The following is a 25,821-nucleotide window of genomic DNA, read 5'->3' on the forward strand; positions in this document are numbered from 1 at the left end:
AGCGGGCGACGCCCCGAGCATAGCCATAAATGGCGAGAGGGGCGGTGAGCTTGGCCGGATCGTCGTGAGCATCACGCAATTGGCGGATTAGACTGAAGCGAACTTCAGGAGCCCCGTCATGCAGATCTATCTTCGCCCCGGCCGCTTCATTGACAGTGACCATCCATTGGTAGTCGAGTTCGCCGAGCGTTGGCGTGGCGCTTCACGAGAGCCGCGTAATCAGGCCATCGCACTCTACCTCGCCGTGCGCGACGAGATTCGCTACAACCCCTATGCCTTCAGCCTCGATGCGCAGACGCTGAAGGCCAGCCACGCGCTGACGGCCGGGGAGTCCTACTGCGTGCCCAAGGCCAATCTGCTCGCGGCATGCGCAAGGCATTGCGGCATTCCTGCGCGTATCGGCCTGGCCGATGTGCGCAATCACCTGTCCACGCCGCGCCTGCTGGAGCTGCTGCGCAGCGAGGTGTTCGCCATGCACGGCTACACCGAGCTGTATCTGGATGGGTGCTGGGTCAAGGCCACGCCGGCCTTCAACGAAGCGCTGTGCCGGGTGTTCAAGGTGGCACCGCTGGCGTTCGACGGTGTGCATGACAGCGTCTTCCATCCCTACAACGACAGGGGCGAGCGCTATATGGAGTACCTGCAGGATCACGGCCAGTTCGAGGATCTGCCCGAGCAACTGTTCTTCGAGCACCTGCGCGGGCGCTACCCGCATCTGTTCGAGGTCGGCGCGCTGGAACTGAGTGGCGACATGCAGCGTGAGGCCTGTGTTATCGACTGAGTCGATAATCAAGATCGCCATCACGGCCTTTTCTCCGTGCGTCAGGGCCGGTAGGGTGCATGCCAGTAAAGCGCGGACGTAACACGCGGTTGCAATCGTGCGTCTTCATCCTCATCTATAACGATCTCACTCTCGCGCGGGAAACCCCTTCTTCATGAGCTCCGCCCTGACCATTCGGCAGTTGACCAAGACCTACGGAAACGGCTTCCAGGCCCTGCATGGCATCGACCTGGACGTTGCCGAAGGTGACTTCTTCGCCTTGCTCGGCCCCAATGGCGCTGGCAAATCCACCACCATCGGCATCCTCTCCACGCTGGTGAACAAGAGCGGCGGCACGGTCAGCGTGTTCGGCCATGACCTCGACCGCGAGCCCTATGCGCTCAAGCGCTGCCTGGGCGTGGTGCCGCAGGAGTTCAACTTCAACCAGTTCGAGAAGGTGTTCGACATCGTCGTTACCCAGGCCGGCTACTACGGTATTCCACGCTCCATCGCCAAGGCGCGTGCCGAGCAGTATCTGACTCAGCTTGGCCTGTGGGAAAAGCGCAACGTCGCCTCGCGCGAGCTGTCTGGCGGCATGAAGCGCCGGCTGATGATTGCCCGCGCCCTGGTGCATCAGCCGCGTCTGCTGATCCTCGACGAGCCCACCGCCGGCGTTGACATCGAGCTGCGCCGGTCGATGTGGAGCTTTCTCACCGAACTGAACCAGCAGGGCATCACCATCATCCTCACCACGCATTATCTGGAGGAGGCCGAACAGCTGTGCCGCAATATCGGCATCATCGACCATGGGCGTATCGTCGAGCTGAGCAGCATGAAGGATCTGCTCAAGAAGCTGCATGTCGAGACCTTCCTGCTCGACCTCAAGGACTCCTACAGTGAGGCGCCGAACCTGCTGGGTTACCCCGTACGCCTGGTCGACCACCACACCCTGGAAGTGCAGGTGGAGAAGAGTCAGGGGCTCAATGCGCTGTTCCAGCAGTTGGCCCAGCAGCAGGTGCAGGTGCTGAGCCTGCGCAACAAGAGCAATCGCCTGGAGGAGCTGTTCGTCTCTCTGGTGGAAAAGAACCTGGCCAAGGTGGCGCAATGAATACCCAGTACCTCAACAGCGAGTTCGCCGCCAACCTGGTGGCGCTACGCACCATCGTTCACCGCGAGGTGCGCCGTTTCCTGCGTATCTGGCCGCAGACCCTGCTGCCACCGGCGATCACCATGGTGTTGTACTTCGTCATCTTCGGTAACCTGATTGGCCGGCAAATCGGCGACATGGGCGGTTTCAGCTACATGGAGTACATCGTGCCGGGGCTGATCATGATGTCGGTGATCACCAACAGCTACGGCAACGTGGTGTCGAGCTTCTTCGGCAGCAAGTTCCAGCGCAACGTCGAGGAACTGCTGGTGTCGCCAGTGTCGCCGCATACCATCCTCATCGGCTTCGTCGTCGGTGGCGTGCTGCGCGGGCTGGCAGTGGGTTTCATCGTCACGCTGCTATCGCTGTTCTTCACCCAGTTGCAGGTGCATCACCTGGGTGTGACCGTGCTGGTGGTGTTGCTGACGGCGACCATCTTTTCTCTCGGTGGCTTCGTCAATGCGGTGTTTGCGCGCAACTTCGACGACATTTCGATCATCCCCACCTTCGTGCTGACGCCTTTGACCTACCTGGGCGGGGTGTTCTATTCCATCACGTTGTTACCGCCATTCTGGCAGACGGTGTCGCTGGGCAACCCCATCCTGCATATGGTCAATGCCTTTCGTTACGGCATTCTCGGGGTGTCCGACATTCGCATTGGCGTGGCCATTGGCTTCATGCTGCTGGCCACCGCCGTGCTCTACACCCTGTGCATCCGTCTGCTGATCAGCGGTCGCGGCATGCGTCAGTGACATTTTCCGCGTCTGTAGTAGGCGCGGATTTATCCGCGATTCTCGCGGCGTAACCGCCCCTAGACGTCAATATGCAGTCCGGATGAAGTCCGGGGGATGGCCGCTGTGCTCCCCGGATTTCATCCGGGCGAGCGTTGGATGCTCGCGGCCAAAGCCGCTCCTTAAGATTGTGGTGGCGCCCGAAAAAACATAGCGAAATAACTTGCGTACCTCTCATTGACACAGCTGCCGGTTAGACTTCCCCTCTACCAAGAAAAAGGGGGCGATCATGACGATGCTGTTGCGTGCTCTTCCATGGCTGTTACCGCTGGCGCTGGTGCTACCTGCAGTGGCTGCCGAAGGGCCAATGGTCGAAGTCGTCGAAGTCCGGCAGATGGAGGTACGTGACGAGCTGATTACCTTTGGTTCGCTGCGTTCCGATGAGTCGGTGATGATCCGCCCGGAAGTGGAGGGGCGCCTGGCTACCCTGCATTTTCGTGAAGGTCAGGCGGTAGCGGCGGGTGATCTGCTGATCAGCCTTGACGATGCCATTGCCCGTGCCGAGTTCGCCCAGGCTCGGGCCAACCTCGACCTCGCCGAGAAAAACTACCAGCGTGCGCAGATGCTGTTTCAGCGTGGCGCCAGCAACGCCCAGGCGCGGGACGAGGCGCAAAGCCAGCTCCAGGCCGCGCGTGCCAGTCAGGCGCTGGCCCAGGCACGGCTCGACAAGACCCAGATCAAGGCGCCCTACGATGGCACGCTCGGCCTGCGCCAGGCCAGTGTTGGCGACTACCTCAGTGCCGGGCAGAACATCGTCAATCTGGAGGTGCTCGACCCGCTCAAGGTCGATTTCCGTATTCCGCAGAAGGCCGTGGCTCAGGTGCGCCTGGGGCAGACCGTGGAAATCACCCTCGATACTTACCCGGATGAACGTTTTCGTGGCGAAATCTTCGCCATCAACCCGCGCCTGGATGAAGCCGGGCGTAGCCAGGCCATCCGTGCACATATCGCCAACGATGACCGCCGCCTGCGTCCGGGGCAGTTCGTGCGTGTCTCGGTGATTCTCGAAGAACGGCCCAACGCGCTGGTGATTCCCGAAGAGGCGGTGATGCCGCAGGGTGACAAGTTGCTGGTCAATCTGTTGGTCGATGGCAAGGTCGAGCGCCGTGAAGTGACGCTGGGCAAGCGTTTCGACGGCTTGGTCGAAGTGCGTGAAGGTTTGCAGGGCGACGAAACCATTATCAGCGCCGGTTGGCAGCGTGTACGCGAAGGGCTGGCCGTGCGCAGCAAGAGTGGGGAGCGCCAGCTGTGACACTCTCTGACGTCTGCATTCGCCGGCCGGTATTCGCCACCGTCCTGTCGCTGATCGTGGTGCTGTTGGGGCTGATGGCCTACGACCGCCTCAATGTGCGTGAATACCCCAATATCGACGTGCCCATCGTCACCGTGCAGGTTACCTATCCCGGTGCCAGCCCGGAGATCATGGAGTCGCAGGTGGCGCAGCCAGTGGAAGACGTGCTGTCGGGTATCGAAGGGCTGGATTTCGTCACCTCCATCAGCCGTGCGGAAAACACCCAGATCACCGCGCAGTTCCGTCTTGGCCGCAGCGCCGACGAGGCCGCCAACGATGTGCGTGACCGCCTGGGGCGGGTGCGTAACCTGCTGCCCGACGAAGTCGACGAGCCCATCGTGCAGAAGGTCGAGGCCGATGCCCAGCCAGTGGTGTGGATTGCCTTCCATAGCCAGCAGCACAGTGCCATGGAGATCACCGACCTGCTGGAGCGGGTGATCAAGGATCGCCTGCAGACCATTCCCGGTGTTTCCGAAGTACAGGTGCGTGGTGCCCGTACCTTCTCCATGCGTATCTGGCTCGATCCGGAGAAACTCGCCGCGCACAACCTCACCGTGCAGGACGTGGAAGATGCCTTGCGCCGGCAGAACGTGGAAATCCCGGCCGGGCGCATCGAGTCGCGCGAGCGCGAGTTCAGCGTGCTGTCGGAAACCGACTTGCGCACGCCGGAGCAGTTCAACGAGCTGATTCTCGATGATTCGCAAGGCTATCTGCTGCGCCTGTCCGATGTTGGCCGCGCTGAAGTGGGGCCGCGCGACGAGCGCACCGTGGTGCGCTTCAACGGTCTGCCGGCGGTGACCCTGGGCCTGGTCAAGCAGGCCACGGCCAACCCGCTGGATATCTCCGACGGGCTCGAAGCGGCCTGGGACGACGTTCAGGCCTTGTTGCCCGACGGCATGAACATGACCGTGGCCAACGACAACTCGCAGTTCATCCGCGAATCCATCGACAACGTCTTCACCACCATCTGGGAAGCCGTGGCGCTGGTCATCCTGATCATCTTCATCTTCCTGCGCTCGTTGCGCGCGACGCTGATCCCGCTGGTGACCATTCCGGTGTCGCTGATCGGCGCCTTCGCCCTGATGTCGCTGATGGGCTTCACCATCAACACCCTGACCCTGCTGGCCATGGTGCTGGCCATCGGTCTGGTGGTGGACGACGCCATCGTCATGCTGGAAAACATCCATCGCCATATCGAGGCGGGGATGAAACCCATGCAGGCGGCCTTCAAGGGCAGCCGCGAGATCGCCTTCGCGGTGATCGCCATGACCCTGACCCTGGCTGCCGTGTTCGCCCCCATCGGCTTCATGCAGGGGACTACCGGCAAGCTGTTCACCGAGTTCGCCTGGACCCTGGCTGGCTCGGTACTGGTCTCCGGTTTCGTTGCCCTGACGCTGACGCCGATGATGTGCGCGGTGATGCTCAAACCTCACTCGCACGAGCAGCGCCATGGTCGCGTGTACAACCTGATCGAAGGTTTCCTCAACGGCCTGACCTACAGCTACAAGCACAGCCTGGATCGTGCCTTGAGTGCCTGGCCGCTGGTGCTGGCTGTACTGCTGGGGGCTTTCGTGCTGTGCGCCTGGCTGTTCGGCGGCTTGCGCTCCGAGCTGGCGCCAACCGAGGACACCGGCACCATCGTCGGCGTGTTCAATGGTCCGGACGGTGCCACCATCGATTACACGGCGCGCTACGCCCGGGAGGTCGAGGCCGCTTACGCAAGCATTCCCGAGACCAATCGCTATCTGGTCATTGCGGGTTTTCCGACCGTGGCCCAGGGCATTTCCTTCATGAAGCTGGAGGACTGGGGCGATCGTTCGCGTAACCAGTTCGAGATTCGCAACGAGTTGCTGCCGCAGTTGCAGGATATTGCCGGTATGCGCGTCACGCCGGTCAACCGTCCGCCGCTGGGGCAGAGCGCGCGCAACCAGCCGATCAACTTCGTCGTGCGCTCGTCCATGGAGTACGCCGAACTGCAGGGTTACGTCGATCAACTGATGGAGCGCATGCGCGACTATCCGGGGGTCGAGGGCCTGGACAGCGACCTCAAGCTCAACTCGCCGCAGTTGCAGATTACCGTCAACCGTGAGCAGGCCGCCGCCGTTGGCACCGATGTGTCGGTGATCGGCCGCAGTCTGGAAAGTCTGTTCGGCAGCCGTCAGGTGACCCGCTTCAAGCAGAATGGCGAGCAGTATGACGTGCTGGTGCAGTTGCAGGACGTCGACCGCAGCAACCCGCAGGATCTGGATCGCGTCTACGTGCGTGACCGCGACGGTGGCATGGTGCAGCTCTCCAACCTGATCGAGGTGCGTGAGACCGTGGCGCCGCGCGAGCTCAATCATTTCAACCAGTTGCGCGCGGTGACCATCAGCGCCAACGTCGGTACGGGTTACACCCTGGGCGAGGCGCTCAATCACCTGGAAAGCGTGGCGCGCGAGGTGTTCCCGCCGGAGACGCAGTATGACTACACCGGCACGTCGCGTGATTTCAAGGAGTCCAGTTCGGGCATCCTGCTGATCTTCGCCCTGGCCCTGGCCTTCATCTTCCTGGTGCTGGCGGCGCAGTTCGAGAGCTTCAGCGATCCGCTGATCATCCTCTTCAGCGTGCCGCTGTCGATGGCCGGTGCCTTGCTGGCGCTGAAGCTGTTCGGTGGCACCTGGAATATCTATTCGCAGATTGGTTTGGTGACCCTGATCGGCCTGATCACCAAGCACGGCATCCTCATCGTCGAGTTCGCCAACCATCTGTTGCGTGAGGGCAAGGCGCTGCGCGATGCGGTGATCGAGGCGTCGGTGCAGCGCCTGCGGCCGATCCTGATGACCACCGGCGCCATGGTGTTGGGTTCGTTGCCGCTGGCCATCGCCACCGGCGCTGGTGCGGAAAGTCGTCAGCAGATCGGCCTGGTGATCGTTGGCGGGCTCATAGTCGGGACTTTCTTCACCCTGTATGTGATCCCGACGCTGTACCTGCTGCTGCGCCGCTGGGCGCCACTGCGCAAGATCGAGGAGGAGCCGGTGGCGGTCTGAATCCTCCAGGAGGGGCTTTGGCGGCAGTCGCGTCTACGACTGCCGGGATGCAGGATGCCCGAGCTGAAAGCCCCTCCCATGGATTACCGTTCAGCTTCGGTCGGCGGGTGCAGTAGGACGGCCAACCCGCTAAACTCGCGCGGTTTTTCGCCACTCTGGATTGCGCGCCATGCAGCACCCTGCCGAACACTCCCCGCTGGGCAAGTCCAGCCAGTACATCGCCGAGTACAGCCCCGAGCTGCTGTTTCCCATCTCGCGCACTACCAAGTGGGCGGAGCTGGGCCTGGATGGCACCAGTCTGCCGTATCAGGGGGTGGACTACTGGAACTGCTACGAGTTGTCCTGGCTGCTGCCGTCCGGCAAGCCGGTAGTGGCCATCGGTGAGTTCGCCATCCCGGCTGACTCGCCGAACATCATCGAGTCGAAGTCGTTCAAGCTCTATCTCAACTCGCTGAATCAGTCGGTTTTCACCTCTTGGGATGAGGTACAGGCGACGCTGGTGCGTGATTTGTCAGCGGTGGCCGGCAAGCCAGTGGCGGTGCGTCTGCGCTCTCTGGCTGAGGTTTCCGAGGAAGGAGTGGCGACACTACCCGGTCAGTGCATCGATGAGCTGGATATCAGCGTCAGCCAGTACGATCACCCGCAGCCCGAGTTGCTGCGTTGCGACGCCGGTCGTGTGGTGCAGGAGCGTCTGCACAGCCATCTGCTCAAGTCCAACTGCCCGGTCACTGGCCAGCCGGACTGGGGCAGCCTGGTCGTCGAGTACCGCGGTGCGGCGCTGGATCATGCCAGCCTGCTGGCGTATCTGGTGAGCTTTCGCCAGCACGCCGATTTTCACGAGCAGTGCGTCGAGCGCATCTTCCTCGATCTGCAGCGCCTGCTGCAGCCGCAGTCGCTGACCGTCTACGCGCGCTACGTGCGTCGCGGCGGGCTGGATATCAACCCTTACCGCAGCACTGGGGCGATCACGCTGGAAAATTGCCGCCTGGCGCGGCAGTGATCCGTGAAAAATGCCGCTTGGACAATGCGGCCATTGTAGGAGCCCCGCCCCGGGGCGAGGCTTTTCCCGTCAGCTACGCCCTGGTTCGCGGCGGGGCGCCGCTGCTACACCTTCGATGCGTCGACGCTTGGCCAGGAGGCATTGGCTAGGCGGCGTGAAACGCCAGGTCTGAACCGGAGCAGGGCATTCAGATGCCCATATTGGCCAGGCTCTGCATGATGTTGCGCAGGGTGCCGGCAAGCGTGGGATGGCTGGCTTCGAAGCGCTCCACTGCCAGATTGACGCCATCGACCAGCGTTGCATCAGGTGCTGCTGCGGCTTCGCGTGCCAGTTGTACTTCGATTTCCTGAGTCAGCAGGTAAAGCGATGCGCGTTCTTCCTCGCTGAGCGGGGTGTCCTGAGCCAGATGTTGATGGAGGGCTTCCAATTGCTGCTGCAGGTCACTTGCGGGCATAGCGTTTTCTCCTTATGGAATCGGCATAGGCAGTGACTCCCGGCATGGCCGGAAGTTTTCAATCCCGTAGCTGAAGGTTAATCCATGCGGGGCGGCTTTGCCTGATTCGAGTCAATGGCTCAGGGCTTTTCGCCCTTGCTGCGGCGTACGCCGATATCATCCAGGCTGGCCTCGATTTCCCCGAGGTGATCGACGACCGAATGCACGCCCAGGCGATAGAGTTGCAGCGTGGCCCTGGCGCGCAAATGCTCCTGTGCGCTCGTACCCAGTGTCTGCCACTCGGCCAGGCTGTAGCCGCACAGTGGCCCGCTAGCGGCCAGGCCGATGGTCCAGCAGCCGGCATTGAGTCCGGCTTGTAGCAGCAGGGGATTCGCGCTGACGACTACGCAGCCATCGAGGCGCTCGACCTTCAGTTGGCTCAATGCCTGCCAGCAACTGTCTGGCGCAGGCCATGGCCTGGCCTGACGCATCAGTACCGCTTCGATGGTGGTGGGCAACGCTTCTGCCAGGCGCAGGCTGGTATCAGCGGGCAGGTTATCCAGCCAGGCGCAGGACATGCCGGTGGCATGCAGGGTGTGCAGCAACTGTGCAGCACCGGGAGTCAACTCGGCATGCTCGCCGGCGACCTCGCTCATTGCCTGCAGCAGCGCTTGCAGCTGTGCTGCGCTTGCCGGCTTACCGAGCCAGGCGTCAAGTGCCTGTTGCGGGGTAGCCGCCAGGCTCGCAGTGGTGTCGCGGGGATGCAGCCGTTGCAGGGTGCCGGGCAGCAAGCGGGCGCCGAAGTCGACCAGGCAGCCGGACAGTTGAAAGATCAGGGCAGTGCAGGGGGCGGGCATGGGATCATCCGTGGCATTGGTCTAGGCCAATCTAATGCTCGAGGGTGACCGTTAGATGACGTTGAACGGGGTGCGTACATGCTCCGGCAGGGCCACCGATCGGCCGCTTTGATAATCGATCCACACCAGTTTGCAGTAACCCTCGCCGTAGAGCGTATGCGGGTCTTCGCTCGTGGTCAGTCGGTGTTCGATCACCAGGCTGCTGCGTCCCGCCGCGCCGGCCCTCAGCTCCACTACCACGGTGGCCGGGTGAACCACTGGTTTCAGGTAGGTATGTTGGGTTTGCAGGACCACCGGGCCGAAGGGTACGTTGCTCATCGGCACGCCAATCTGCTCGAACCAGGCAATACGCGCTTCTTCCAGATACTGCATGTAAATGATGTTGTTGACGTGCTCGTAGCTGTCCATGTCGCCCCAGCGTACGCTGATATGTGCCGTGTGCAGCAGGATTTTCTCGGTCATCGCTTTTCTTCGCTATGCTGCCCAATCAGGGCTCCAGGCTTTATACTACGCGGCATTCGGCCCGCTGGCGGTGGCCATATTGATTCCTCAAGGAGAGATTTAAATGCATGTGATCGGTGCTCGCTGGATCGCGCGTCTGAGTGGCCTGATGGCCCTCGTCGGCCTGAGCCTGCTGCCTGCGATGAGTCAGGCCGCTTCGGAAGACGATCCCTGGGAAAGTTTCAATCGCCCCATCTTCCGTTTCAACGATACCGTTGATACCTATGCGCTGAAGCCGATCGCGCAGGGTTATCGCGCGGTTACCCCGCAGTTTCTCGAAGATGGCGTGCATAACGTCTTCGGCAATATCGGCGATGTTGGCAACCTGGCCAACAACCTGCTGCAGGGCAAGCTGCACAACGCAGGTGTCGATACCGGGCGCCTGATCTTCAACACCACCTTCGGCCTGTTGGGCTTTTTCGACGTGGCCAAGCATATGGGTTTGCGCAAGAACGACGAAGACTTTGGTCAGACCCTCGGTGTCTGGGGCCTAAACAGCGGTCCTTACCTGGTGATTCCATTCCTCGGCCCGAGCACCGTGCGTGATGCCGGTGGGCGCATCCCGGACAGCTTTCTGGCTCCCTATGGGTACATGGATCATGTCCCGACCCGTAATGTCACCCGTGGCGTTCAGATCGTCGATACTCGCGCCAAGCTGTTGCAGGCCGAGCGCCTGATCAGTGGCGACAAGTACATCTTCATCCGCAATGCCTACCTGCAGAACCGCGAGTTCAAGGTCAGGGACGGGCAGGTGGAAGACGATTTCTAAGCCCTGAGAAATGTGAAAAAGGCGGCCCTGGCAGACTGTGTGAAAACCTAGCAGTCTGAGTGCAAGGTGAAGACAATGCCTCTATCGGTCGATAGGGGCATTGTCGTTTATGGGCTATATCCAAGGTGAAGATCGGCAACAAAGCAGCCTGTTTCCGCCGACATTGGAAGAGCTGGTTCCTGAGGATCATCTAGTTCGAGTCATCGAGGCCTATGTGGCTCGTCTGGATCTGAAGGTACTGGGGTTCAGCAAGGCTGAGCCGCTCAAGACTGGGCGCCCTGGCTACGATCCAGCTGATTTGCTCAAGCTATACCTATATGGCTACTTCCAGCGCATTCGCTCCTCTCGTCGATTGGAGGCGGAGTGCCAGCGCAATATCGAGGTGATGTGGTTGCTGGGTCGTCTGGCGCCGGACTTCAAGACCATCGCGGATTTTCGCAAAGACAACAGCATGGCCTTTCAGGCGACTTGCAAGGCTTTCGTCCAGTTCTGTCGCCAGGCGAGCTTGATCAAGTGGGGAGCTGGTGGCCATCGATGGCAGCAAGTTCCAAGCGGTAGCTTCGCTGCGCAAGCACCTGAGCGTGGAGAAGCTCAAGCGTCAACAAGCGAAGCTGGAAAAACACATTGCCCAGTACCTGGCCCAGCTTGATGAGGGTGATGCACAAGACGCGCAAGAGACGATTGACCGGGCAGCGGTGAAACAGGCGCTACGCCAGCTACAGGATCGCCATGCCGATAACTTGACCGTAAAAGCGCTGATGGAGGCGCAGGGCCTGGAACAGTTCGTCGAAGGCGAAGCGGATGCCAAGAAGATGCGCTGCTCCGGCAAGAGCCCTTGCGTGGCCTACAACGTGCAGAGCGCTGTCGATGCCGAGCATGGCCTGATCGTGCATCACGAAGTGACCAGTGACTGCACCGACAACCAGCAGTTGGAGCCGATGGCCAAAGCGACTCAGGCGGTTCTGCAGCAGCCTGAGCTGACCGTCACGGCTGATGCAGGTTATTCCAACGGGGCGCAGTTTCAGGCCTGCGAAGAAGCGGGCATTACGGCTTTCGTCCCCGTGAATCGCGCGCCCAACAACCAGGGCGGCGGCACGCTGTTTGTGCGTCAGGACTTCACTTACGATCCTGCGACCGACAGTTTCCAATGTCCTGCGGGTAAGACCCTGTCGCTGAAACAGCTCAATCGTGGCACTCGCCTTTACGCAGCCCGTGCCGAGGACTGCGGGAACTGCCCATTAAAAGCCAAGTGCACACAGGCCCAACGGCGTCATATCAGCCGCCATCCCAACGAAGAGGCGTTCGCGCGGATGGAGAAACGACTCGAAACTCACCCTGAGATGATGGGACGGCGACGAGCAATCGTCGAGCACCCTTTTGGCAATCTCAAACAATGGATTCTGGGCAACGGTCGTTTTCTAGTGCGCCATTTCAGCGGGGTGAGAGCTGAGATGGCGATGGCCGTGCAAGCCTACAACCTCAAACGTGCTATTTCGGTACTCGGGGCGCGCCGCATGATCGAGCTACTGACCTGAACGCTGCACTTTGCATCATTGCATCAGTAAAAACACAGACGCCCCGAATCAATCGAGGCGTTTGTATTGAACCGGTTCAGTTCAGAGCGTTTTCACACAGCCTGGAACAGGCGGCTTTTTCGTAAATGCTGATGTCAGCTCATGGAAATGATCGCCAGGCCCAGTGATTGTCGGCCATCGCCAAGATCACTGATCCGAACCACCTCCGCATGGGCATCCAGGCCTGCCAGTTCACTGTGTTCCGAGGGGATGTGAACCTTGACCTTGTCGCCGGTGCTCAGTGCGACTTCAGCCTCGATCTGCATGCCAGTGCTCGACAGATCCAGGCACAGTGCAGGAATTTCCTGGCCAGCATGATGGAGGATGACTGCAGTTTCCAATCGCATGCGGATGTAGTCGCGCTTCTCGCTGTACGCTCGATCATTCTGACTCATCGACCCTGTCCTCTTCTTATGAGCTGTCCTGCGGCCCTTATAACTCCCGCCGATTTGACCTGTAAAGCCGCCGGGCGACGACCGGTTCCAGCTTGAATCGGGCGGCAGATGGGAGTACCGTCTGCCCCTGAAATCGCCCTGGCACCCTGATGAGGTGCCGCGCCACGGGCAGTGATCATTAATTGCCCCGGCGCAGTTTGCCTGGATATCCCATGCACAAAACCAGTGCCACTTTGCTGATCATCGACGACGACGATGTCGTGCGTGCAAGCCTCGCGGCCTATCTCGAAGACAGTGGCTTCAAGGTGTTGCAGGCCAACAACGGTTTGCAGGGGCTGGAAGTGTTCCAGCAGGAAAGTCCGGAGCTGATGATCTGTGACTTGCGCATGCCTCAGGTCGATGGTCTTGAGCTGATTCGGCGTATCAATGCTCTGGGCGTGGAGGTGCCGGTGATCGTCCTCTCCGGTGCCGGGGTGATGAACGATGCCGTCGAGGCATTGCGCCTGGGGGCTGCCGACTACCTGATCAAACCACTCGAAGACCTTGCCGTGCTGGAGCATTCGGTGCGTCGTGCGCTGGATCGCTCGCGCCTGCGCGTCGAGAACCAGCGCTATCGCGAGAAGCTGGAAACCGCCAACCGTGAGTTGCAGGCGAGCCTGCATCTCCTGCAGGAAGACCAGAACGCCGGTCGCCAGGTGCAGATGAACATGCTCCCGGAGACGCCCTGGCAGGTCGATGACCTCAGCTTTGCACACCAGATTATCCCGTCTCTGTACCTGTCTGGTGACTTCGTCGACTACTTCCGTATCGATGAGCGGCGTATCGCTTTTTACCTGGCCGATGTTTCCGGGCATGGCGCGTCCTCGGCGTTCGTCACCGTGCTGCTGAAGTTCATGACCACGCGCTTGCTCTATGAGTGGCGGCGCGGCGGTACGCTGCCGGAATTCAAGCCTTCTGACGTGCTCGGGCATATCAATCGCGGGCTGATCAATTGCAAGCTGGGCAAGCACGTGACCATGCTCGGTGGTGTCATCGATCAGGCAAAGGGCACGCTGACTTACAGCATTGGCGGGCATCTGCCACTGCCGGTGCTGTTCGAGAACGGACAGGCGCGGTATCTGCAAGGTCGCGGTTTACCGGTTGGCCTGTTCGAAGAGGCCGAATACGGTGATTTGCTCATGGACTTGCCGGCGTCCTTTAGCCTGACCCTGCTCTCGGACGGCATTCTCGATCTGTTGCCAGGCGACACCCTGAAAGAAAAGGAACTGGCGTTGCCACAACTGGTTAGCCAGGCTGGCGGTACGCTGATCGGTTTGCGTCAAGTTCTCGGTCTGGCCAATCTGGGCGAGATGCCGGATGATATCGCCTTGCTGGTGTTGAGCAGGAACCTTGCATGAATCCTGGGATTAGCCCCGGTCGCATCCAATTTGCCGAGCAGGATGGAACCTTCGTCCTGAAGTTCGTCGGTGAAGTCCGTCTGACCCTGTGTTCAGCACTGGATGCCACGATTGAAAAGATTTTCACCGCGTTGAATTTTTCGGCCATCGTCATCGACCTGACCGAAACCCGCAGCATCGACAGCACCACCCTGGGCTTGCTGGCGAAACTGTCCATTCTGTCTCGGCAGAAGGTGGGCTTGCTGCCGACCTTGGTTACCACGCACGACGACATCACGCGCCTGCTGGAATCCATGGGCTTCGATCAGGTGTTCAACATCGTCGACCGGCCGGTTCCGTGCCCGGATTGCCTGGACGATTTGCCGTCTCAGGATCAATCTGAGGAAGTGGTCAAGGCCAAGGTGCTGGAAGCGCACCGTATCCTCATGGGGCTCAACGATTCCAATCGCGAAGCCTTTCGCGATCTGGTCAGCGCACTCGAGCGGCACTGATCGAGTGCATTGCGTAGGGTGCGCTGTGCGCACTGATATCTGCCGAGAAAATCCCGGGTGCGCACAGCGCACCCTACCTTCGAGTTCGCAATGAAAAGGGGCGTCAGCCAAGCTGACGCCCCTTTGTCATTCAGGCCTTGGCGGCCAGCAGGGCTTCGAGTTTTTCCTGGTCACGGGCGAACAAACGGATGCCCTCGGCCAGTTTCTCGGTGGCCATGGCATCCTCATTCAGGGCCCAGCGGAAGGCTCCTTCGTCGAGGCTTTGGCGAGGCTCGCCGCTTGCGCCGGGCTGTAGCTGACGACTTAGTTGGCCATCGTCCTCGGCCAGCTTCTGCAGCAGGTCGGGGCTGATGGTCAGCCGGTCGCAGCCGGCCAGTGCTTCGATCTGGCCGAGGTTGCGGAAGCTCGCCCCCATCACCACGGTGTCGTAGCCGTTGGCCTTGTAGTAGTCATAGATACGCGTGACCGATTGCACGCCCGGATCTTCGCTGCCGGCGAAATCGCGGCCCTCGGCTTTCTTGTACCAATCGTAGATGCGCCCCACGAACGGAGATATGAGGAATACACCGGCATCGGCGCAGGCCTGCGCTTGGGCGAAGGCGAACAACAGGGTCAGGTTGGTCTGCACGCCGGCTTTTTCCAGCTGCTCGGCGGCGCGGATGCCTTCCCAAGTGGAGGCGATCTTGATCAGCACGCGGTCGCGACCGATACCGGCCTTTTCATACAGGCCGATCAGGCGTTCTGCGCGGCGCAGGGTCGCGTCGGTGTCGAACGACAGGCGCGCATCGACCTCCGTGGAGATGCGTCCGGGAATGACCTTGAGAATCTCCTGGCCGACGGCAACCCCGAAATGATCGCAGGCCAGACCCAGATCGCCCTGACCGGCGCTCATGGCCTGGTTCAGCAGGTCGGCGTAACGGGGTAGGGCGGCGGCCTTGAGCAGCAGCGAAGGATTGGTGGTGGCATCCACGGGTTGCAGGCGGGCGATGGCGTCGAGGTCGCCGGTATCGGCGACTACGGTGGTGAACTGCTTGAGTTGTTCCAGCTTGGAGGTCATGACGTAGCCTTGTCGTTACAGATGGCATGACCTTACCCGAGGCGCAGCGGGCGCTCAACGGTCGGATCACTGACAATATTTAGCGATTCAGGGCTGCGCTTTTCTCGGGTTCATTCGTCTTGACCCATAACGTATAACGGCACGTGCCGCAGTATCTGGAATGCGTCTGTCAGCGTTCGCTCGACTCCGACTGCTTGTTCAGTTGCAGCCGCATCGGCAGCGCGGTCAGTGTCGACAGTGGCTGCGGGCATGGGACGCGGCCACTATCGCCTCAGTGCGCCGGATTAATGCCCGCGTAGCAGTTCGGCGGCCTGATCGAGCAGCCCCAGCGGATCCTGAACCTTGTGGATGTCCACCGACAGCAACTGGCGGAAGCGCCGTGCACCGGGGAAGCCCTGGGCCAGGCCGAGTACGTGGCGGCTGACATGATGCAAGGTGCCGCCTTCGCGCAGGTGTTGCTCGACGTAGGGTTTGAGTGCGAGCAGGGCGTCCATGCGGGTGGTGCCGGCGTCCACGCTGCCAAACAGGCGGCTGTCCACCTGCGCCAGCAGATAGGGGTTGTGATAGGCCTCGCGACCGAGCATCACGCCGTCGAAGGTCTGCAGGTGCTGCTCGCATTCTTCCAGCGTCTTGATGCCGCCATTGAGGATGATCTCGAGGTCGGGAAAGTCCTGCTTGAGTTGAGCGGCGACGTCGTAGCGCAGCGGCGGAATCTCACGGTTTTCCTTCGGCGACAGGCCTTCGAGGATGGCGATGCGCGCATGCACGGTGAAGCTGCGGCAACCGGCATCGCGCACCTGGCCGACGAAATCGCACAGCTCGGCATAGCTGTCGCGGCCATTGATGCCAATGCGGTGCTTGACCGTCACCGGGATGTCCACGGCGTCCTGCATGGCCTTCACGCAGTCGGCTACCAGCGCCGGGTGGCCCATCAGGCAGGCGCCAATCATGTTGTTTTGCACGCGGTCGCTGGGGCAGCCAACGTTCAGGTTCACCTCGTCATAGCCGTGTGCTTCGGCCATTTTCGCGCAGGCCGCCAGGTCTTGCGGGTTGCTGCCGCCCAACTGCAGGGCAATCGGGTGTTCGCACTCGCTGTAACGCAGGAAACGCTCGCGGTCGCCATGAATCAGCGCACCGGTGGTGACCATCTCGGTGTAGAGCAGGGCATGGCGCGACAGCTGACGGAGAAAGTACCGGCAATGGCGGTCAGTCCAATCCATCATCGGGGCAACGGAAAAGCGGCGGGAGAGGGCGGACGGCGTGGCTACAGCATTTTCTAAAGACATGTGGGATGACGCGTTCTGACGTGTTGACGGGGTTTTCAGGCAAGAAACTCTGGCGCGGCGCTGTTCTACTGGTATCCGTCGCGCAGTGGCGCAACTGCTGGCAGCGGCGTGCAAGTCTACCAGAGCTGTGACTTTTCTCTCGCGACGCGTATCGGTTTAACGCTACAAGCTGCATGCTTTAGGTCGAGTCGCTCTCCAGACAGCGGCCAAATAACAACAACGCCTGCGTGAATTGCCTGCATGAAGATTCAACCTCTGCCTCCACTCAACAGCCTGGTGGCGTTCGAGTCAGCCGCGCGAAACCTGAGTTTCACCCTCGCGGCCAAGGAACTGAACGTTACCCAGGGTGCGATCAGCCGGCAGGTTCGTCTGCTCGAGGACTACCTCGGCAAGACCCTGTTCGAGCGCACGACCCGCGAGATCAACCTCAGCCCGACCGGCAGCCACTACTACGACACGGTGCGTGAGTCCCTGCTGCAGTTGGCCCATGCCACTGGCGAGATTCGTCATTGGCGTGGCGCGCAACAGGTCACGGTGGTGACCAGTACCGCCATGGCCTCGCTCTGGCTGTTGCCGCGGGTCGCCGAGTTCCAGCGTGACAACGAAGAAGTGGACCTGCGCATCATCGCCTATGACCACGTCAAGGATTTCTCCCGCCTGGACTGCGATCTGGCGCTGTACTACTGCCGTACGCCGCCGAAGAACATGCAGGTGACGCCGCTGTTCGCTGAAGAAGTGTTCCCCGTGTGCAGCCCTGGCTACCTGGCCAAGCACCCGGATTTCTGCGACCCGGCGCAGCTGGCCACCGGCACCTGGCTGTGGCTGGAAGACCCGCAGCGTGACTGGATCAGCTGGCCGGAGTGGTTCCAGCGCTTGGGCTACAAGGCGCGCGAGCCGCGGCACCGAATCAATATCAACAGCTATTCGATGCTGATCCAGTCGGCGTTGAGCGGGCAGGGTATTGCGCTGGCCTGGTCGAACCTGGTCGACAACTATTTGCAGACCGGGGCATTGGTGCGGCCCATCGATGTCACGCTGCACACCGATGCGCAGTTCTGCTTGCTCGAGCCCGTCGGGCGCAGCAGTCGGCAGAGCGTGCAGCGCTTTCGCAACTGGTTGATGGAGCAGGTCACCAGCGAGCCCGGTGATGAGGTTCAGGCAGGTTGAAACGAGGCTGCCGCAGGCTTTTGGCCTGAGGCAGCTCGTACGTTGCCCCAGCGTGGGCAATCAGTGAGAAGGGTGGTTTCGCGGCTGTTGGCGTAGAACCGCTGCGCAGCAGGCAGCGCTTGCCGGGTTGGCAAGTGCCTGCAGAGCGTTGCGCAGTGGCGGCAAGATGGCACCGGCGGCAACGTCGGACAAACCATTTCTCGTCATGAGTCGATGAGTTAACAACATGCATCAGCCCGCGAATTCACTGGGTTTATTCACCCGCCATTCCCTTTATTTATGATTTTTTATCATAAATATCAGTGCAAAAAATCGTTTGTCGAACAATCCCCTGCTTTTCGACACTGGTGACCAACGAGCAGCGCCGTAGCGACTGCCAATCACCACCACCGTGCCTTGCAGGGGATAACAACAATGACTCAAGCCACTTCTCAGCAAATCCCAGTGCACCAGCTGGAAACCGTACTCGCGCCGATCCACCAAGCTACCGGCCTGTCCAACGAGTTCTATACCGACCAGAAGCTGTTCGAGCTCGAACGCGACCAGATCATGGGCAAGACCTGGGCCTGTGTCGGCTTCGCCAGCGACCTCAGCCAGAACGGCTCGGTAAAACCGGTCGACTTCATGGGCCTGCCGCTGCTGCTGATGCGCAACCGCGAAGGCCTGGTGCAGGTGTTCCACAACGTCTGCAGCCACCGTGGCATGAAGCTGGTGGAAGAGGCCGGCACCGTGCAGGGCGTGATTCGCTGCCCCTACCACTCCTGGACCTACGACCTCAATGGCGGCCTCAAGGGCACGCCGCACGTGGGCGGCATCGAAAAGCACAAGGACGAGCGTTTCGCCTGCGAGAAGCACGGCCTCAAGGCCATCCGCAGCGCCATCTGGATGGACATGGTGTTCGTCAACCTGTCTGGCGACGCGCAGCCGCTGGAAGAGATGCTGGCGCCGCTGACCGCGCGCTGGAGCCAGTTCCTCGGTGATGACGGCATGAGCCTGATGCGCCGCCGCGCCAACATGGACTCGACCACGTTGGACATCGCCTGCAACTGGAAGCTGGCCGTGGAGAACTACTGCGAGGCGTACCACTTGCCGTGGGTGCACCCGAGCCTGAACACATACTCGCGCCTGGAAGATCACTACAACATCCTGTTCGACGAGCAGTTCGCCGGCCAGGGCAGCTACGCCTACAACCTCTCCGACGTTGCCGGCACCCACCTGCCGCAGTTCCCCAGCTGGCCGCAGGACCGCCTGCGCAACGCCGAGTACGTGGCTTTCTTCCCCAACGTGCTGCTGGGCATCCAGGCCGACCACGCCTTCGCCATGCAGCTGGAACCGGTCGCACCGGGTCGTACCATCGAGCACCTGCGCCTGTTCTATGTCGGTGACGAGGCACTGAGCGACGAGTACGCCGCCTGCCGCAACGCCATTCTGGAATCGTGGAAAGTGGTGTTCGCCGAGGACATCGCCTCGGTCGAAGGCATGCAGAAGGGCCGTCATTCGCCGGGTTACGGCGGCGGCGCGTTCTCCCCGGAGATGGACATTCCGACGCACTACTTCCACCAGTGGGCCGCGCGCAAGTTGCTGACCATCGCGCAGAACGCCTGAGGAGGCCGTCATGTATCCGATCGCCTCTCACTGGCTCAATTACATCGATGGTGCCTGGGTCGATAGCGCCCAGCACCTGAGCGTAAACAACCCCGGTACTGCCGAGCCGCTGGCGACCATTGCCCAGGCCACCGTCGAAGACGCCGAGCGCGCGCTGCTGGCGGCGCGTCGCTGCGCCGACAACGGTGAGCTGACCCGCGCCCGCCCGGCGCAACGGGTCAGCTGGTTGCTGCGTATCGCCGAGGAAATCCGAGCGGTGGCGGATGAGGGCGCCTGGGTGCTGTGCCAGGAAAATGGCAAGAGCATCAACGATGCCCGCGATGAGTTCATCGAAGCCGCGCGCTACTTCGAGTACTACGCCGGTATGGCGGACAAGATCGAGGGCACCTCGATCCCGCTGGGCAACGGTTACATGGACTTCACCGTTTACGACCCCATGGGCGTATCGGCGCAGATCGTGCCGTGGAATTTTCCGGTGTCCATCTGCGCGCGTTCCCTGGCGCCGGCGCTGGCTGCCGGCAACGCGGTGGTGATCAAGTCGCCGGAGCTGTCGCCGCTGGGCATGTGCGTGCTGGTACGCGCCATCGTCAAGGCTGGCTTGCCGCAGGGGGCGATCAACCTGATCTGCGGCCGCGGTCGCGAGGTCGGGGCGCATCTGGTGAGCAGCGCCAAGGTCGACCAGATCGTCTTCACCGGCTCGGTGCCCACCGGCCAGTCGATCCTCCGTGATGCGGCCGCCAACGCCATTCCCAGCGTCATGGAGTTGGGCGGCAAGTCGGCCGCCATCGCCTTCGCCGACGTCGACCGCAAGCAACTACTGGCCAGTGTCAAGAACGGCATCTTCTTCAATGCCGGGCAGGTCTGCTCGGCCATGTCGCGCCTGCTGGTGCAGCGCGAGATCTACGAAGACATCGTCCAGGCGGTGGTCGAGCTGGCCGAAGGGCTCAGCGTCGGCCTCGGTCAGGACAACCCGGACCTCACCCCGGTGGTCAGTGCTGCTCAACTTGCTGGAATCGAAACCCTGTGTCGGCGCGCAGTCGATGAAGGCACGGTACTGGCCACCGGTGGCGAGGCTCATAGCGAACTGGCCGGGCACTTCATGCGCCCGACAGTATTTCGCGATGTGCGCGCGGACATGTGCATCGCCCAGGAAGAGGTGTTCGGCCCAGTGCTGGCGGTCATCCCCTTCGACAGTGAAGAGCAGGCCATCGAGATTGCCAATGGCACCGATTTCGGTCTGGTCGCCGGCGTCTTCACTCAGGACATCAGCCGCGCCATGCGCTGCGTGCGGCGCCTGCGCGCTGGCCAGGTATTCGTCAATGAGTGGTATGCCGGTGGCATCGAAACGCCGTTCGGCGGTGTTGGCCTGTCAGGCTTCGGCCGCGAGAAGGGCCAGGAAGCGCTGTACAGCTACGTACGCACCAAGAACATCGCCATTCGCGTGGCGGGGGAGTGAGCGCAATGTTCAAGACCTGGCTGTGTGTGGTTTGCGGCCTCATCTACGACGAGGCCCTGGGCTGGCCGGACGACGGCATTGTCGCTGGCACCCGTTGGGAAGACGTACCGGCGGACTGGAAGTGCCCGGAATGCAAAGTCGGCAAGGAAGATTTCGAGATGCTCGATATCAGCCCGGTCGTCGCTGCCGCCGCAGCGCCGCTCAGCACGCCGCTGCCGGTGCCGCCGCAACCGCTGCAGGCGCTGGCGGCCGACGTGCGTCAGCCCATCGTCATCATCGGCAGCGGTTATGCCGGTTATGGCCTGGCCCAGGCCCTGCGCCGCGCCGATGCCGAGGTAGAAATACGTGTGCTGACTCAGGAATCCGGGCACCTGTATTCCAAGCCGGCGCTGTCCATCGGCCTGGCTCAGGGCAAGAGCGCCGACGCGCTGGCCGGTGAGTCGGCGCTGGCCATCGAGAAGCGCCTGAAGATTCGTGTCTACCCGCATTGCACGGTGGAGCGCATCGACACCACGGCGCGGCGCCTGCACACCAATATCGGTGAGATGGAGTACGGACAGTTGGTGCTGGCCAGCGGTGCGGCGCCGATTCGCCTGCCCATCGAAGGGGCCAGCGACGCGCTGATCAGCGTCAACAATCTGCATGACTACCGCAGCTTCCGCGAACGCCTGGTCGGCGTGCGACGCGTGGCGATTCTCGGCGACGGCCTGATCGGCTGCGAGTTCGCCAACGACCTGGCGGCCAGCGGTTTCCAGGTCAGCGTCATCGGCCTCGGTAAATGGCCGATGGAGCGCCTGCTGCCGGCCGAAGCTGGGCAACATCTGCAAAGTGCGCTGGCCGCGCTGGGCGTCAGCTGGCACTTGCAGAACACCCTGCGCCGCGTCAATGCGCTGGAGCAGGGCTACTGCCTGACCCTGGCCAATGGCGAAAGCCTGGAGGCCGATCTGGTGCTCTCGGCCGTCGGCCTGCAGCCCAATCTGGGCCTGGCCAAGTGTGCCGGGCTGGCCGTGGGCCGTGGGATTCAGGTCGATGCTCAGCTGCAAAGCTCGCAGCCGGGCATCTACGCGCTGGGTGACTGCATCGAGGTCGATGGGCAATTGCTGCCTTATCTGGCGCCAATCAACCAGGGCATCGCCGCGCTGAGCAAGACCTTGCTCGGCCAGCCGACGGCGGTGAGCTATCCGCTGATGCCGGTGACGGTGAAAACCCCGGCCGCGCCGCTGTGCCTGTTGGCGCCGGCACCTGGCACCGCCGGTGAGTGGCGCTGCACACCGAGCGCCGATGGTCTGAGCGCCGGTTTCTACGATGCTCAGGGGCTGGCGTGCGGCTTCGTCCTGCTCGGACGACAGGCACAGACCCAACGCAACAGCTGGCTGCAAAGCTGCCAGAACGCACAACGATCAGTGGCCTGAGGGCACGCACATGAGCAAGCAAATCAATCTGCCCCATGACGACAGCAGTTGCGGCTGGTACGCCGCACTGCCGCAGCAACCCGCTTGCAAGCGCCTGCACGGCGAGCAACGCGCCGACTACGCAGTGATCGGCGCCGGTTTCGCCGGCCTGGCCGCTGCGCGCCGCCTTGGCGAGTTGCTGCCGGACAAACGCATCATCCTGGTCGACGCCCAGCGTGTTGGCCAGGGCGCTTCCGGACGCAACTCCGGTTTCGTCATCGACCTGCCGCACAAGTTCGCCCTGGAACATCCCGACCCGGCACACAAACAGCGTCTGCTGTCGCTCAACCGCGCTGCCATCGCCCAGCTGCAGGGGTTGATCGAGAGTCACGGCATCGACTGCCAATGGTCGCATGCCGGCAAGTATCAGGGCGCCGTGGGCCAGCGCGGCCTGGCGTATCTGCAGCACTTCGAGCAGTTGCTGACGAACCTTGGCGAACCCTTCCGCCTGGTCGAGCGCGACGAGCTGGCGCAGGTGCTGGGCAATGACTATTACAGCCGCGCGATCTTCACTCCAGGTTGCTACCTGATGCAGCCGGCGGCGTTGGTCACTGGGCTGGCACGTTCGCTGCCGGACAACGTCGAGCTGCTGGAGGAGTCGCCCATCACCGGTCTGCAACGCGACGGTCACGGCGGCTGGCTGCTGCAGGGCAGTCAGGGCACGATTCGCACCGAGCAGTTGCTGCTCGGCACCAGCATCTTCACCCAGGAGTTCGGTTACCTGCGCAACCGCCTGCTGCCGGTGATGACCTTCGCCAGTTGGACGCGTCCGCTGAGCGATGCCGAGCTGGCGGCCTACGGCGGTCAGCTCGACTGGGGCCTGACCCCGGCCGATCACGCTGGCACCACGGTGCGCATGACTCAGGATCGCCGCCTGATCATCCGTAACACCTACAAGCACGTGCCCAAGTACGGCAAGAGCACCAGCGACGGCATGCGCGAGTCGGTGCGCGCCGATCATCGCAAGGCCTTCCTGGCGCGCTTCCCGCAACTGGCCGATGTACCGTTCAGCCACACCTGGGGTGGCGTTTACGCGATCTCGCGCAACTTCACCAACTTCTTCGGCGAGCTGGAGCCGGGCGTGTTCGCCTCGGCCTGCGACAACGGCGTCGGCGCGGCCTGGGGCACCATCTCCGGCACGCTGCTGGCGGAAATGGCGGTGGGCAGCGATTCGGCGCAGTTGCGCGATATCCAGGCGGTCACCGGCATGCCGTCGCTCAATCCTCCGGAGCCGTTCCTCGGTTTGGGCGTGCGTTCGCGCATTCGCCTGGCGGCCTGGAACAGTCGGAGCGAATTATGAACCAGGCCGTTTCCGGGAAGGGCCCGGTGCTGCTGGTCGATCACCATGATCTGGAGTTCCTCCCGCGCGGCGGACCGCCCGGCGCAGCCTTCGTGGCGCGGGCGATCAGCAACGAGATCTCGCCGAATATCGGCATCGGCTTCGCTCGCTGGGAGGGCGCCGAGGTGGCCTGGACCCTGCTGTATGACGAGGTGATCTTCGTGATCGAGGGCTGCTTCGAGCTCAAGGCCAACGGCGAGCTGTATCGCGTTAAGCCAGGGCAACTGCTGTGGATTCCCGAAGGCACCGAGTTGGTCTACGGCGGACATGCGCTGTTCGGTTATGTGGTCCATCCGGGTGACTGGAAGCAACGGCATGGTCTGGCTTAGCCAGGGGAGCGTTGCCGATGGTTCTGCGCGCAGATGGAGCACTCAGGCTCCGGCGGCGTCCACTTTCATCCCTCAGGAAGTCTAGCCATGTTCGAAAACAAGAATAAGTATCTAGCCGACGAGGTCGCCACGCAGCCACTGCGCAATCCGGTCAGCGGCGAGACCCACAGGGCTGCTCGCGGCTATCGTTTGCAGCGAGTGCGTCAGCAACTCAAGGCCGCCGATTGCGCGGCCATACTGCTGTATGACCCGGTGAACATCCGCTACGCCACCGACACCTCCAACATGCAGGTGTGGACGCTGCATAACTACGCCCGCTATGCGCTGGTATTCGCCGATGGGCCTGTGGTGCTGTTCGAGTTCCACAATTGCGAGCACCTGCACGAGGGCAACGAGCTGCTCGACGAGATACGCCAAGCGATCAACTGGAGCTATTTCGGTGCCGGCTCGCGCATCGGCGAGAAGGTGCTGGCCTGGGCCGACGATATACAGACGGTGATTCGTCGGCATGCCGGCGACAAGGTGCGCCTGGCGGTGGACAAGGCCGACCTGGAGGGCCTCGACCTGCTGCGCGAGGCTGGCCTGACGCTGATAGAAGGGCACAGCCTGATGGAGCAGGCCCGGCGGATCAAATCCCCCGAGGAGTTGGAATTGATGCGCTGGACCATCGCCGTGTGCGAGCGCGGCATCCAGCGCATGCACGATGAACTGCGCCCCGGCATGACCGAGAACGAGCTGTGGGCCTGGCTGCACTACGAGAACGTGCGCCACGGTGGTGAATGGATCGAAACCCGCCTGCTGGCCTCAGGGCCGCGTACCAATCCCTGGATGCAGGAGTCCAGCGACCGGGTGATGCAGAAAGGTGAGATCGTCTGCTTCGACACCGACCTGATCGGCCCATACGGTTACTGCGCCGACATCTCTCGAGCCTGGACTGTCGGTCACGTTGCTCCCAGCGCCGAGCAGCGCAAGCTTTATCGTCTGGCCCATGAACAGGTACAGCACAATATGGCGCTGCTGCGTCCGGGCTTGAGTCACCGCGAGTTCGTCGAGCAATCCTGGGACATTCCGCCGGCCTATTGGCACAACCGTTATTGCTGCGTCGTGCACGGCGTCGGCCTGGTCGACGAGTACCCGGCGCTGGCGCATAAGGGCGCCGACTGGGTCAGCGGCGGCTACGACGGCGTATTCGAGGAAAACATGGTGCTCTGCGTGGAAAGCTATATCGGCGAGCAGGGTGGCAAGGAGGGCATCAAGCTGGAGCAGCAGGTACTGATCACCGCCAACGGCTGTGAAGCCTTGTCGCGCTACCCGTGGCAAACGGACTGGCTGTGATTGGGGTGGGCCACAGGAAGGGGACACCACGGTGCACATGACCCAGAATCGCCGTCTGATCACCCGTAATACCTGCAAGCACGTGCCCACGTACGGCAAGAGCCTCAGCGGCGCCATGCGCGATTCGGTACGCACCGACCATCGCAAGGCTTTCCAGGTGCGCTGCCCGCAGTGGGGCGATGTGCCATTCAGCCATTGCTTTAGCGAGCTGCAGCCGGGCGTGTTCGCCACGGCCTGCGACAAGGGTGTCGGTGCGGCCTGGAACAGTCGGGGCGAGCGATGAGCCAGGTCGTTTCCGGGAAAGGCCCGGTGCAATTGGTCGATCACCATCGTTCTGAAGTTCGTCGCGCTGGGGATCAGCCAC

Annotated in this window: 23 protein-coding genes and 2 pseudogenes; 19 read left to right on the plus strand and 6 right to left on the minus strand. The window is 61.9% G+C overall.

What is annotated here, in order from left to right; translation table 11 throughout:
• Positions 1–118 precede the first annotated feature (118 nt).
• The 6 genes from J7655_RS09405 (at position 119) to queF (ending at position 8,015) form a co-directional block, all read left to right on the plus strand.
• Positions 119–781, plus strand: a complete 663-nt coding sequence (locus J7655_RS09405; RefSeq protein ID WP_230927523.1) for a transglutaminase-like domain-containing protein — start codon at positions 119–121, stop codon at positions 779–781.
• A 154-nt stretch (positions 782–935) separates the two neighbouring features.
• Positions 936–1,868, plus strand: coding sequence for an ABC transporter ATP-binding protein (locus J7655_RS09410; protein ID WP_147812108.1), 933 nt, complete (start codon positions 936–938; stop codon positions 1,866–1,868).
• The gene (locus J7655_RS09415) at positions 1,865–2,659 is read left to right on the plus strand and encodes an ABC transporter permease (RefSeq protein WP_230927524.1); all 795 of its coding nucleotides are present in this window, start codon (positions 1,865–1,867) and stop codon (positions 2,657–2,659) included. Before J7655_RS09410 ends, J7655_RS09415 begins: the two co-directional genes overlap by 4 nt.
• A gap of 268 nt (positions 2,660–2,927) precedes the next feature.
• Positions 2,928–3,950 (plus strand): efflux RND transporter periplasmic adaptor subunit, encoded by a 1,023-nt coding sequence (locus tag J7655_RS09420; protein ID WP_230927525.1) that lies wholly within the window; start codon positions 2,928–2,930, stop codon positions 3,948–3,950.
• On the plus strand, positions 3,947–7,015 hold the full coding sequence (locus tag J7655_RS09425) for an efflux RND transporter permease subunit (RefSeq protein WP_230927526.1): 3,069 nt from the start codon (positions 3,947–3,949) through the stop codon (positions 7,013–7,015). The genes J7655_RS09420 and J7655_RS09425 overlap by 4 nt, the downstream gene beginning before the upstream one ends.
• Before the next feature lie 169 nt (positions 7,016–7,184).
• Entirely contained in the window at positions 7,185–8,015 is an 831-nt protein-coding gene (gene queF / locus J7655_RS09430; RefSeq protein WP_230927527.1) for an NADPH-dependent 7-cyano-7-deazaguanine reductase QueF, read from the plus strand.
• 187 nt (positions 8,016–8,202) lie between these two features.
• Here the strand turns inward: queF and J7655_RS09435 are convergent, their stop codons facing one another.
• From J7655_RS09435 to J7655_RS09445, 3 genes are all read right to left on the minus strand, one after another.
• Entirely contained in the window at positions 8,203–8,469 is a 267-nt protein-coding gene (locus tag J7655_RS09435) for a DUF4404 family protein (RefSeq protein ID WP_230927528.1), read from the minus strand.
• Positions 8,470–8,588: 119 nt separating this feature from the next.
• Entirely contained in the window at positions 8,589–9,305 is a 717-nt protein-coding gene (locus tag J7655_RS09440) for an HAD superfamily inactivated hydrolase PcrP (RefSeq protein WP_230927529.1), read from the minus strand.
• Between the two features lie 51 nt (positions 9,306–9,356).
• Positions 9,357–9,767 carry an acyl-CoA thioesterase gene (locus J7655_RS09445; protein ID WP_230927530.1) on the minus strand — a complete coding sequence of 137 codons (411 nt, stop codon included), beginning with the start codon at positions 9,765–9,767 and terminating at the stop codon, positions 9,357–9,359.
• A gap of 103 nt (positions 9,768–9,870) precedes the next feature.
• On the opposite strand from J7655_RS09445, the gene J7655_RS09450 reads away from it, so the two are divergent.
• Together J7655_RS09450 and J7655_RS09455 are read left to right on the plus strand one after the other, a co-directional pair.
• The gene (locus tag J7655_RS09450; protein WP_230927531.1) at positions 9,871–10,575 is read left to right on the plus strand and encodes an MlaA family lipoprotein; all 705 of its coding nucleotides are present in this window, start codon (positions 9,871–9,873) and stop codon (positions 10,573–10,575) included.
• A 109-nt stretch (positions 10,576–10,684) separates the two neighbouring features.
• Positions 10,685–12,110, plus strand: a pseudogene (locus J7655_RS09455) (IS1182 family transposase).
• A 134-nt stretch (positions 12,111–12,244) separates the two neighbouring features.
• On the opposite strand, the gene J7655_RS09460 reads toward J7655_RS09455, so the two are convergent.
• Entirely contained in the window at positions 12,245–12,544 is a 300-nt protein-coding gene (locus J7655_RS09460) for a PilZ domain-containing protein (protein ID WP_230927532.1), read from the minus strand.
• Between the two features lie 212 nt (positions 12,545–12,756).
• On the opposite strand from J7655_RS09460, the gene rssB reads away from it, so the two are divergent.
• Together rssB and rssC are read left to right on the plus strand one after the other, a co-directional pair.
• Entirely contained in the window at positions 12,757–13,941 is a 1,185-nt protein-coding gene (rssB, locus tag J7655_RS09465; protein WP_230927533.1) for a two-component system response regulator RssB, read from the plus strand.
• Positions 13,942–13,949: 8 nt separating this feature from the next.
• On the plus strand, positions 13,950–14,432 hold the full coding sequence (gene rssC / locus J7655_RS09470) for an anti-sigma factor antagonist RssC (RefSeq protein ID WP_230927705.1): 483 nt from the start codon (positions 13,950–13,952) through the stop codon (positions 14,430–14,432).
• A 130-nt stretch (positions 14,433–14,562) separates the two neighbouring features.
• Here the strand turns inward: rssC and tal are convergent, their stop codons facing one another.
• Both tal and dusA read right to left on the minus strand, forming a co-directional pair.
• Positions 14,563–15,489 (minus strand): transaldolase, encoded by a 927-nt coding sequence (gene tal / locus J7655_RS09475; protein WP_230927534.1) that lies wholly within the window; start codon positions 15,487–15,489, stop codon positions 14,563–14,565.
• 284 nt (positions 15,490–15,773) lie between these two features.
• Positions 15,774–16,775, minus strand: a complete 1,002-nt coding sequence (gene dusA / locus J7655_RS09480) for a tRNA dihydrouridine(20/20a) synthase DusA (RefSeq protein WP_230927535.1) — start codon at positions 16,773–16,775, stop codon at positions 15,774–15,776.
• Positions 16,776–17,015: 240 nt separating this feature from the next.
• Between dusA and J7655_RS09485 the strand changes: the two genes are divergently transcribed.
• The 9 genes and pseudogenes from J7655_RS09485 to J7655_RS09525 all read left to right on the plus strand — a co-directional run bounded on the left by J7655_RS09485 (position 17,016) and on the right by J7655_RS09525 (position 25,740).
• Positions 17,016–17,942, plus strand: coding sequence for a LysR substrate-binding domain-containing protein (locus tag J7655_RS09485; protein WP_230927536.1), 927 nt, complete (start codon positions 17,016–17,018; stop codon positions 17,940–17,942).
• Between the two features lie 414 nt (positions 17,943–18,356).
• The gene (locus J7655_RS09490; RefSeq protein ID WP_230927537.1) at positions 18,357–19,547 is read left to right on the plus strand and encodes an aromatic ring-hydroxylating oxygenase subunit alpha; all 1,191 of its coding nucleotides are present in this window, start codon (positions 18,357–18,359) and stop codon (positions 19,545–19,547) included.
• 10 nt (positions 19,548–19,557) lie between these two features.
• Positions 19,558–21,003: an aldehyde dehydrogenase family protein gene (locus tag J7655_RS09495; RefSeq protein ID WP_230927538.1), complete on the plus strand. Its 1,446-nt coding sequence runs from the start codon at positions 19,558–19,560 to the stop codon at positions 21,001–21,003.
• 5 nt (positions 21,004–21,008) lie between these two features.
• Positions 21,009–21,173 (plus strand): annotated as a pseudogene (locus J7655_RS09500) (rubredoxin); the annotation flags it as partial.
• Positions 21,162–22,415, plus strand: a complete 1,254-nt coding sequence (locus tag J7655_RS09505; protein ID WP_230927706.1) for an FAD-dependent oxidoreductase — start codon at positions 21,162–21,164, stop codon at positions 22,413–22,415. The pseudogene J7655_RS09500 and the gene J7655_RS09505, both read left to right, overlap by 12 nt.
• 10 nt (positions 22,416–22,425) lie before the next feature.
• Complete coding sequence (locus J7655_RS09510; protein ID WP_230927539.1) at positions 22,426–23,754, plus strand: NAD(P)/FAD-dependent oxidoreductase; 1,329 nt, start codon at positions 22,426–22,428, stop codon at positions 23,752–23,754.
• Complete coding sequence (locus J7655_RS09515) at positions 23,751–24,122, plus strand: ethanolamine utilization protein EutQ (RefSeq protein ID WP_045735386.1); 372 nt, start codon at positions 23,751–23,753, stop codon at positions 24,120–24,122. The genes J7655_RS09510 and J7655_RS09515 overlap by 4 nt, the downstream gene beginning before the upstream one ends.
• Before the next feature lie 87 nt (positions 24,123–24,209).
• Positions 24,210–25,457: a M24 family metallopeptidase gene (locus J7655_RS09520; RefSeq protein WP_230927540.1), complete on the plus strand. Its 1,248-nt coding sequence runs from the start codon at positions 24,210–24,212 to the stop codon at positions 25,455–25,457.
• A 37-nt stretch (positions 25,458–25,494) separates the two neighbouring features.
• On the plus strand, positions 25,495–25,740 hold the full coding sequence (locus J7655_RS09525; RefSeq protein WP_230927541.1) for a hypothetical protein: 246 nt from the start codon (positions 25,495–25,497) through the stop codon (positions 25,738–25,740).
• Positions 25,741–25,821 lie beyond the last annotated feature (81 nt).

Source organism: Pseudomonas wenzhouensis (assembly GCF_021029445.1).
GTDB classification, from domain to species: Bacteria; Pseudomonadota; Gammaproteobacteria; order Pseudomonadales; family Pseudomonadaceae; genus Aquipseudomonas; species Aquipseudomonas wenzhouensis.